Below are 9,058 nucleotides of genomic sequence, written 5' to 3'. Positions count from 1 at the left end.
TACCTCCTTTGGATGGTCACTTCCTTTACCGATCAGACTGACCATGTTTCTGGGTACTTTCGTGGTCATGGGAGTTGGAGGTGCAGTGCCATTTTACTTATGGGGACAATATCTAAAGCGAGAGGAACTTGAAGATTAATATATCAAAGAGAACAGGGAGTCGGGAGTCGGGAGTCGGGAGCGGTGCGACCCGTGGCGAATTTAATAATTAGATGCGGAAAGCGCACCGAGGGAGTCGGGAGTCGGCAGTCGGGAGTCGGGAAAAGGTAACAAAAATTCTCACAATTCCGACACGGATTGGTATTACAGGTCTTGGTGGCGAGTGTGGGAAATTGGGCGCGATGTTCCTTCGGAACCGCTTCGCGAACGCATCATCTCCAGCACAAGCGGTAGAGTTTTCTTCCTGGTCTAGTTCACAACTACACCATTATAATTACTAACCCTATCTGGAAGGAGCCAAACAATCTTGTTTCCCGATTCCCGATTCCCGATTCCCGATTCCCGATTCCCGATTCCCGATTCCCGATTCCCGATTCCCGATTCCCGATTCCCTAAAAAAAAACCCAATCGATAACTCCTATAAAATGGTAAACTATACATTCATTCTCCATATAAATAATATAGAAGATGAATACAGCTATGCCATTAATTTAGACAAAAGCCAGGAAGATAATCCCGATTTATTTTTCCCTAAATCAGAGCGAGAAAAACTGAGAAATTGGTTTCAAGAGCAAAGCCTATACAAAATTAATGATGATAACCTTAATAAAATCATAGAAACCTGGATAAAAGACATAGAAGAAGGCTTTAGAGACAGTTCAATTACTATGGCTTTACCTTTACTGATTAGTCAGATGAAAGAAGCCGGTAATCAAGAAATACCCCATCCAATTTACCCAGATTTGTCTGGGATAGAACCTATTTCAGGAATGTTACCGCCGTTGAATTTTAATTAGAATTATTGTAGAAGTAGGGAACAGGGAACAGGGAGTAGGGAGTAGGGAGTAGGGAGTAGGAAGTCAAGAATATGGCATCAAAAATTATCACAATTAATTCATTTATTATCTCTAGATTTAGACAGCGTTTTTAATAACTATGAGGTACATAGAATTTTTTCCCGGTTCCCGATTCCCGATTCCCGATTCCCGATTCCCGATTCCCGATTCCCGATTCCCGATTCCCGATTCCCGATTCCCGATTCCCGGTTCCCTTTTTAGTTCAATCCTATGTTCACAACTCAAATAAAAACCCTATACAACAATGAGTAATCCACCCCTATATGTAACAATTACTCCTCATCGTGAATTTCTGCCTGCGGATACCCCAGACCAGAAACTATTTGTGATGTTGAAACTGCGACCGACCAAAGAAGTAGCAGTCGAGCTACCCTCAACTAGTTTTGCTTTTGTGATCGATACCAGTGGTTCCATGTATGAAGTGGTGGAAGGGGACACAAAACCTACAGGTAGAGTTTACACACAGGATGGAAACGACTATGAGGAAGTGATAGGTGGTAAAACCAAGATCGATATTGTGATTGAGTCACTGTTAAATTTAGTGCGCTCTAACCAGTTAGGTGGAAGCGATCGCATTGCCATTATCCAATTTGACGACCAAGCCTCTACTATTGTTGGACTAACACCAGCAACTGAAACCAGCCAGTTAGAAGCAGGGATTGAGAAACTCCGTAACTACAGTGGTGGCACCTGCATGGGAGAAGGGATGGAGCAGACCCTGACTATGCTCTCCGGTCAAACCATGACCAGTCGTCATGCTTTAATCTTTACTGATGGTCAAGCTTTTGATGAAGAAGAATGTCGGGAACTCGCGAAACAATTTTCGGAAAACGGTATCCCCATTACAGCCTTGGGAGTTGGTGACTACAATGAAGATTTACTGATCAACCTCAGCGATACTACCGCTGGTCACCTTCACCATATCGTTTCAGGAGATGCCACAGGTACTGATGTTGCTATTAGGGACTTACCCCAAATCCTGTTTAGAGAATTTAGCCAAGCCCAACAGGAAGTTATTAATAACCTTACCCTTACTGCCAAGACAGTTAAGGGGGTAAAACTCACCCGTGTTGTCCGGGCTTACCCTGACCAAGCGGAATTTCCCCTGATTCAATACCCCTATCTGATTGGCACCGCCATGGCCAATGATGAAACAGTCTTTATTCTGGAATTCACCATCGACAGTCACAGCAGCTCCCGTGTACGTATTGCTCAACTTGGTTTAACCTACGATATTCCAGGACAAAATCGCCGAGGTGAGCTGCCACCTCAAAATGTGGTAGTTCAATTTGTTCCTGGTCAGAGCGGAGCGGCACAAGTAGACCCAGAAGTAATGGGTTATGTACAACAGTGCAATATTTCTCAGCTAGTAACTCAAGCTACCAGACTGGCTGATAGTAATCCCGAAGAAGCAGGAAAACTCTTAGATACTGCCCGTCGGATGACAGTCAGGATTGGCAACCAAGCCATGCTTGACTCTCTCAATCAAGCTCAAGACGAGTTACGCAAAACTCGCAAGATTTCTTCTGGAACTCGTAAAACCATCAAAATGGGTTCCAGAGGTAAGACTATCAAAATGACTGGAGATATTAATAGTGACCTTTCAGAAGAACAGATTCGTAACCTCTCAGGAACTTAGACCGTCAGCGGTGAGCTAAAAGCTCACGCTACGCGAACAGCGGTCAGCGGTCAGCCGTCAGCCGTCAGCCGTCAGCGGGCATCTTGGTGGAACAGGCATCTTGCCTGTTTCAATTCCCAGGCGGACTGTCCCAACCCTGGCTACGAGCTTGAACATCAGGGCAAGCCCGCCCCTAACGCACTCCTCCCGACTCCCGACTCCCGACTCCCGACTCCCGACTCCCTTTATATATATTTACTCACCAAGGATTTATCAATGATTACCTGCTCAATTTGTGGCTATGATAAAAACCCAGAAGGAACCGAATTCTGTGAGGCTTGTGGTTCTGAATTACAATCCCAAACCAAAGTACCACCTGAATCTCAACCACCAATCATAATCCAACCTCCTCAGCAGAATCCCTGGAAAACTACACCAGCACAACCTCTTGATGAGCCTCTACCAATCACCCTAGAGCAACCCCAACCCCAGCCCTTTATACCTCCAACTCCTCCTATTACTAATACTGCTTTAATAGCGAAACTGATTGCTAAGCAAGCTGATGCTCCTGTCCCAGAATTCTGGCTAGATCATAGCAATCTTATCGGCATCTTTGATCCAGATATGGGTCCTGTTGATATTGACTTAGAGCCATTTGTCGGTAACGAGACAGTCTCCCGCCACCACGCAGAAATTTATCGAGAGGGAGGGCAATGGAAAATCAAAGACCTTGGTTCTACCAATGGTGTTTTTATCAAGCCTGCTGGTAAAACTCGCTTCAATGCCAAAATTACCCGACCGGAAACCATCAATCCCGGAGATGAAATTGCGATCGCTAAAATTCGTTTCCTCTTCCAAAGCCCATAACAGTGCATCTCATATTTGTCGGGAATCGGGAATCGGGAATCGGGAATCGGGAGTGTGGGGAGATGGGGAGATGGGGAGATGGGGAGATGGGGAGATTATGATGACAGCGTTTTTCATAACTATGAGGTGCGCTCTTACCATTAAGAATTAAATTCGCCACAGGTCGCACCTGAGGTACACAGGATTTTTTTCACTCTTACCTCTTGCCTATTGCTAGCATGCCTATTGCCTATTGCCTGCTCCCGACTCCCGACTCCCTCGGTGCGCTTTCCGTTGGCGAATTAAATTCGCCACGGGTCGCACCGCTCCCGACTCCCGACTCCCCCACTCTCACAACCATGGAATTTAAATCAATACCAGCTTATGACCAATGGTTTAGTAATTGAACAAGATGCAGAATTCCCGATAGACAACTATCACCTCAAAGTCCGGTCATACCTAGGTCAATTGACAGCAGGTATTCACTACTTTGAAGTCAACTTTGAAGTCAACCTTGAGTCTACTGACCCCAGTCCCACTACAGGCAACTTGGCCTTGCTGCGTGTGGGGTCTAGTGACGGTGGGCTAAGTCGAGAATTACAGCTAAGGGAAAAGCTAGGTAACTATGCCATGATTGCCGAATTACTAGCTAGTACCATCCAAGACTCTGTAGTTATTAACCCTAGCCCACCCTCCCTGGAGCCAGAACCGGAGACACAGAAGCCAGAGGAGATAGAATCTTCTGAGCAACAGTCTCCAGTTACCACTGACCAAGAGGAATCAGAAGCAACAGTTAGTGAAGAAGAAACAACTGACCAAGAGCTCAACTCTGAAACTAGAGAAGATACTAGAGAAGATTCCTCGGAAACCCCTAAGGACCCTGAGCCTGAATCTGAATATCTAGAGGAAGAATACTATCCAGAAAATGAAATCAGTCCTGACACCTCTGGTCAAAGGCTGATGCTATTAACGTCGCTGCCAGACAGTCAATCAACCTTAGAGACTTGGCTGCAAGAAGAGCATTCTGATCAAGAGTCTCTATCACTGATTATCCCCATCTGTCAATGTTTTTACTATTTATATCAGCGTCAGTGGTGCTTGGTTGATGTGATTCCGAAACTGATTGAAATCGGAAAACCGATCAAGTTTTTTGATTTAACCAGTGCCTATCCTATTGATCAAAAGCTCGACTATGGCTTGTTAGGAAACTACTGCGCTTTTGAACTCTCCTCCGGTAATCCCTTCCAGGAGTCAATGAGCAGTTACACTGTGGGAGCGCTGCTTTACCAAGCTATTCATCAACAGCTTCTTCCACAAGACCAGACTCTTGACATCCAGATTAAGCCCATTCCTCAGATTTATCAACTGCTCAAGATTTGCCTCTCTTCTGTTCCAGAAGAACGCTTCTCCCTTTCCCACTTACTGAGTCTCTTAATTGAAACTCGTAAATCATTTCAGACCACCCAAGTTCAATGGCAAGTGGCCAGTAAATCAACAGTAGGACTCTCAACTAGTCGTTTACACAACGAAGATAGTTATGGAGTACGACAGCAACAGTTGAGTAATGGTGATACTATGATTTTAGCCGCTGTTGCTGACGGTATGGGTGGCATGTCTCAGGGAGAGTTAGCCAGTCAATTAGCCATCAAAACCGTGTTTGAGCAACCGATTCCCTCTGAGTTGAAAACTGTCAACCAGCAGACAGATTGGTTGGTATCATTATTCCAAAACGCTAACCAATCTGTAACTAACGCCGTACGAAACGGCGGAACCACACTAAGTGTAATTTTAGGGATTAGTAACAACTTACTAGTGGCTCATGTGGGAGACAGTCGTATTTACTTAATCAGGAAAGAACAAATATGTCAATTAACTGAAGACCACTCACTAGTAGCGATGTTACTGGCCAGTGGTGAAATCACCTATCAAGAAAGTCTTGACCATCCAGATAGTAATATTCTTACTAAAGCCCTGGGTTCACAACCAAGACTTAGTGATGGTTATGTCCAAGATTTGAGCCACTTTAGTCAAGACTTATCCCTAGCTCTAGAAGATAGTGATATCTTGCTGCTCTGTTCAGATGGTGTCTGGAGTTTAGTGTCAGATACTGAACTAGCGGAAACTTTTAAAAAAACTCAGCCTTTACAAGCAGCTGTTGACGAAATTATCCAAAAAGTTATAGATAATGGAGCATATGATAATGCTACAATTTTAGCATTGGAGTGTTGTATAAAAAATGCTAGTTGAGGCATCTGCACTTAAATAAAGTATAGCATTTATAAATGAGATGTAAACCGAGGATGTCTTTTTTTATTGTCTAATAAAAATACGGATATCTTTACCCTCTTGCCTCTTGCCTCTTGCCTCTTGCCTTCCCCTCCTGGGAGGGGTTAGGGGTGGGTTCCTCTTGCCTCTTGCCTCTTGCCTCTTGCCTAAAAGACTATGTTCACAACTCAAATCCAAACGCTATAACTTATGTACACCAATCAACAGAGAACCAATATAGCCTCTCGTCTTACGGAAATTCTCGAAAAGCGCAAACCCTTTATTGAACGCCTCACCAGTGTAGAAAACCACCTAAAAACCCTTCACTCCACACTACTTGAGCTAGAAAAACACCGCCAGAAGCTAATTCAATTACCCGATAATGCTGAAATAGCTGGGAACTTACAACAAATCAATTTCCCTGGACTGCTCAAGCGCTTGGAATTTCAAAGTAATAAACTAGCTCAACTTCATAAACGCTTTGACCGTGGCACCCTTAATATTGGTGTCGTGGGGTTAATGCGACAAGGTAAAAGTACACTACTCAAAAGTTTGAGTGGACTTTCCGATGATGAGATTCCTGCTCGTGAAGGAGGAGCCTGCACAGCAGTTAGGAGTACAGTCTATCATCAAAATCAACCAACCTATGCTAGGGTAACATTCCATGATGAAGACTCATTTCTCAAAGAAGTCATTGGCTCCTATTACGAAGAACTAGGCTTAGCACCCAAACCAAAGAGTTTGGATGACTTTGCTAGTCAGCTTCCCGAACTGCCTAGTGATGCTGCCACAAAAAAAGCCATGTACGAACGCCTCCGCAACGAATATTATGCTCATTTCAATCAGTATCGCCATCTACTGGAAGCAAACTCCCCTCGGGTATTAGATCGGGTTTCCAAGGAAGAAATACGCAACTATGTAGTTCACCAACAAGATCCCAATAGTAACTTCGCGGTTTTGGCAGTCAGAGAAGTAGAGATATTCTGTCCTTTCAGTAAATCCGAAGTTGAAAAGATTGCCTTAGTAGACATACCCGGTTTAGGGGACCTCAGAGTAGGGGATGAAAAGCTGATGCTACAAACCCTAGGGGAGCGAGTGGATGTGGTTCTTTTTGTGCGGAGACCAGACCCTGTAGGCTACCAATGGGAAGAGAGAGATACGAAACTTTATGACACAGCCCAGAAAGCCCTGAATGACCTGCCAGCTCGCTCTTTCATGGTACTCAACAAAATGAGCAGTGCTGATCAAGACAACTCTAAAGGCTGTGAAACCCTTAAAAGAACGATTCGGGAAAACCACATAGAGGTGGTTAATTGTGTAATCGCTGACTGTTCTAATCCTGACCAAGCTAACCAAGTTTTGGAGTTAATTCTAGACTACCTAGTGGACAACATTGAAGACCTAGACAGTAAATATGCCAAAGCTTATCAAGACCACATAGATATCCTCCACAGAGACTTAGAAACTGATTTACAGAAAGCCAGTAAAGCCCTAGCTGGATTTGGGGATGAAGACCAGTTATTTGTGGAGCGATTCAAGGAGTTTAAAGAAGAGCTATCTGACAGTCTTGAAAAATTCCTCAAAAAACTCAGAAAAAACCGGGAAACAGTTGATCCTTACTTTAAAGCAAAAGTCGATACTGTAATGAAAGCCTGCCAAAGTGACCCGGGAATTCCAGAACTAGACGAAATTGAAAGACAACGCACAGACCGATTCGGAGGCTCTTACAGGTCTACCTACTACGGGTCGATTGCAGCGATGCGAGCCAACCTCTCAAAGCATTTCCTTTCCTTAAACGAAGGGCTACAGCAGTCAGTGGAGCAGCTCAAATCAGAAGTAACAAATGTGCTGGTAAACCTGAAAAAGGGGCACTTGGGGAATCTAACCAAGGAACGGGACGCCAAGTTTCTAGGGGTGATGACCGAGTTACTCGATAAGTATAACAATCAATTAGAGCTAGGATTCCGAACCCTTTGGGAGTCTCAAGTTTCCTATGAGGGATTAATTATACACAGTATTCGACAGCACTTTGATGACGAACTTGAACCGGATCTAATCAACAACAACACCCTGAGCATTAAAAATTCAGAGTCAGGAGAATCCCAAGTTGAAGAGTTTAATCAACAAGAAGTAAAAAATCGTCTAGAAGCTCTTCATAAAAAAGTGGTCATTAAATGCAAAGAAACCTTAGATCAGTGGTTAACTGAGCCGAGCCAAGTCAGATACTTCATCATCGGAGAGTTTTTTGATCGCATTCACTATGCCAAAGATATAGGAGACCAGTGGCGGACTTTTCTAAGAAAGGAAGAAATTCGCTCGAAAGTATGGCCTGAGTTCCAAAGGCTCAAAGAACATAAACAAATTCAGCAGGAGTGGCAAAATTTGCTCCAGAAAGCAATCAGCAGCAACAAATTGGAATCTATGCAGTTTTTGAACTAACTTTGCGTAAGCTATCAGCCTGGTTGACTGACAAAATTTGAAGTGGAAAGAGCGAAAAGTAAGAGTATTCAGGGTGTGGATAAGGTTGACAAAAGTACACCGGATCATCTGATTGACCCATGATGTGATGAGTTAAAATACACAAAAAACTATTGAGCAAGCAAACCCAAATGCAGATTAAGGTCGCAATACATCCAGCAGAAGAAGGTGGTTTTTGGGCAGAAGTACCCGCACTACCTGGCTGCATTACTGAGGGAGACACAATGGAAGAGGTTTTAGCAAATCTTCAAGATGCCATTGAAGGTTGGTTAGAAGTTGCCAGCAATTCCTATATTCCTGAACCCAACAGCAAAATTGTGGAAGTTACAGTATGAAATCTGTTTCTGGCAAAAAATTCTGTAAAATTATTGAGAAAAAAGGATGGGTTTTGAGAAAAATTACAGGAAGCCATCATATTTATGAAAAGCCAGGAGCTCAAAAAATCCTATCCGTTCCAGTTCACAAAAATCAAGATTTGAAGAGAGGAACCCTAAAAGCATTGATGAAAATAGCAGAATTGGAAGAATCAGATCTCCAGTAACACCTTTGATCACAACCTCAACTTTTGCACCGCCAACCGCTTCGTCTCTCCCCCCGTCTATCATACTTGGCAGTGGTCACAGGAGACCCATAACCCGCCAACTTCTGAACCGTAACGATATCCACTCCCCCATCCAATAGATCACTACAAAACGTCCGAAGCTATGAGGTACAAAGGATTTTTTACCTATTGCCTCTTACCTATTGCCTATTGCCTCTTGCCTATTGCCTCTTGCCTATTGCCTCTTGCCTTTTGCCTTCCTAAAATTGTAGAAACCTACAATAATGTCTATTA

11 protein-coding genes and 1 pseudogene are annotated in these 9,058 nt (G+C 43.7%); 11 read left to right on the top strand and 1 reads right to left on the bottom strand.

Annotation, left to right across the window (positions count from 1 at the left end; translation table 11 throughout):
• The first annotated feature begins 212 nt into the window (after positions 1-212).
• The 11 genes from LYNGBM3L_RS40320 to LYNGBM3L_RS10515 all read left to right on the top strand — a co-directional run bounded on the left by LYNGBM3L_RS40320 (position 213) and on the right by LYNGBM3L_RS10515 (position 8,764).
• Positions 213-440, top strand: a complete 228-nt coding sequence (locus tag LYNGBM3L_RS40320) for a hypothetical protein (protein ID WP_131826922.1) — start codon at positions 213-215, stop codon at positions 438-440.
• A gap of 144 nt (positions 441-584) precedes the next feature.
• Complete coding sequence (locus tag LYNGBM3L_RS10545; protein ID WP_008182213.1) at positions 585-956, top strand: hypothetical protein; 372 nt, start codon at positions 585-587, stop codon at positions 954-956.
• 139 nt (positions 957-1,095) lie between these two features.
• On the top strand, positions 1,096-1,245 hold the full coding sequence (locus LYNGBM3L_RS43245) for a hypothetical protein (RefSeq protein WP_154659747.1): 150 nt from the start codon (positions 1,096-1,098) through the stop codon (positions 1,243-1,245).
• Positions 1,246-1,260: 15 nt separating this feature from the next.
• Positions 1,261-2,655, top strand: coding sequence for a vWA domain-containing protein (locus LYNGBM3L_RS10540; protein WP_008182210.1), 1,395 nt, complete (start codon positions 1,261-1,263; stop codon positions 2,653-2,655).
• A gap of 100 nt (positions 2,656-2,755) precedes the next feature.
• On the top strand, positions 2,756-2,914 hold the full coding sequence (locus LYNGBM3L_RS43240) for a hypothetical protein (RefSeq protein ID WP_154659746.1): 159 nt from the start codon (positions 2,756-2,758) through the stop codon (positions 2,912-2,914).
• The gene (locus LYNGBM3L_RS10535; protein WP_008182209.1) at positions 2,911-3,501 is read left to right on the top strand and encodes an FHA domain-containing protein; all 591 of its coding nucleotides are present in this window, start codon (positions 2,911-2,913) and stop codon (positions 3,499-3,501) included. The genes LYNGBM3L_RS43240 and LYNGBM3L_RS10535 overlap by 4 nt, the downstream gene beginning before the upstream one ends.
• Positions 3,502-3,704: 203 nt before the next feature.
• Entirely contained in the window at positions 3,705-3,887 is a 183-nt protein-coding gene (locus tag LYNGBM3L_RS40310) for a hypothetical protein (protein ID WP_131826924.1), read from the top strand.
• Positions 3,865-5,727: a PP2C family protein-serine/threonine phosphatase gene (locus tag LYNGBM3L_RS10530; protein WP_008182207.1), complete on the top strand. Its 1,863-nt coding sequence runs from the start codon at positions 3,865-3,867 to the stop codon at positions 5,725-5,727. The genes LYNGBM3L_RS40310 and LYNGBM3L_RS10530 overlap by 23 nt, the downstream gene beginning before the upstream one ends.
• A 228-nt stretch (positions 5,728-5,955) precedes the next feature.
• Positions 5,956-8,184 carry a dynamin family protein gene (locus LYNGBM3L_RS10525; protein ID WP_008182205.1) on the top strand — a complete coding sequence of 743 codons (2,229 nt, stop codon included), beginning with the start codon at positions 5,956-5,958 and terminating at the stop codon, positions 8,182-8,184.
• Between the two features lie 170 nt (positions 8,185-8,354).
• Complete coding sequence (locus LYNGBM3L_RS10520) at positions 8,355-8,558, top strand: type II toxin-antitoxin system HicB family antitoxin (RefSeq protein ID WP_008182203.1); 204 nt, start codon at positions 8,355-8,357, stop codon at positions 8,556-8,558.
• The gene (locus LYNGBM3L_RS10515; protein WP_008182201.1) at positions 8,555-8,764 is read left to right on the top strand and encodes a type II toxin-antitoxin system HicA family toxin; all 210 of its coding nucleotides are present in this window, start codon (positions 8,555-8,557) and stop codon (positions 8,762-8,764) included. Before LYNGBM3L_RS10520 ends, LYNGBM3L_RS10515 begins: the two co-directional genes overlap by 4 nt.
• A gap of 9 nt (positions 8,765-8,773) precedes the next feature.
• Here the strand turns inward: LYNGBM3L_RS10515 and LYNGBM3L_RS50230 are convergent.
• Positions 8,774-8,922, bottom strand: a pseudogene (locus LYNGBM3L_RS50230) (tyrosine-type recombinase/integrase); the annotation flags it as partial.
• Positions 8,923-9,058 lie beyond the last annotated feature (136 nt).

Origin of the sequence: Moorena producens 3L (assembly GCF_000211815.1) — a bacterium.
GTDB lineage: Bacteria > Cyanobacteriota > Cyanobacteriia > Cyanobacteriales > Coleofasciculaceae > Moorena > Moorena producens.
Note: the sequence above shows the minus strand (reverse complement) of the source record. Positions and strands in the feature narration are given on the sequence as shown.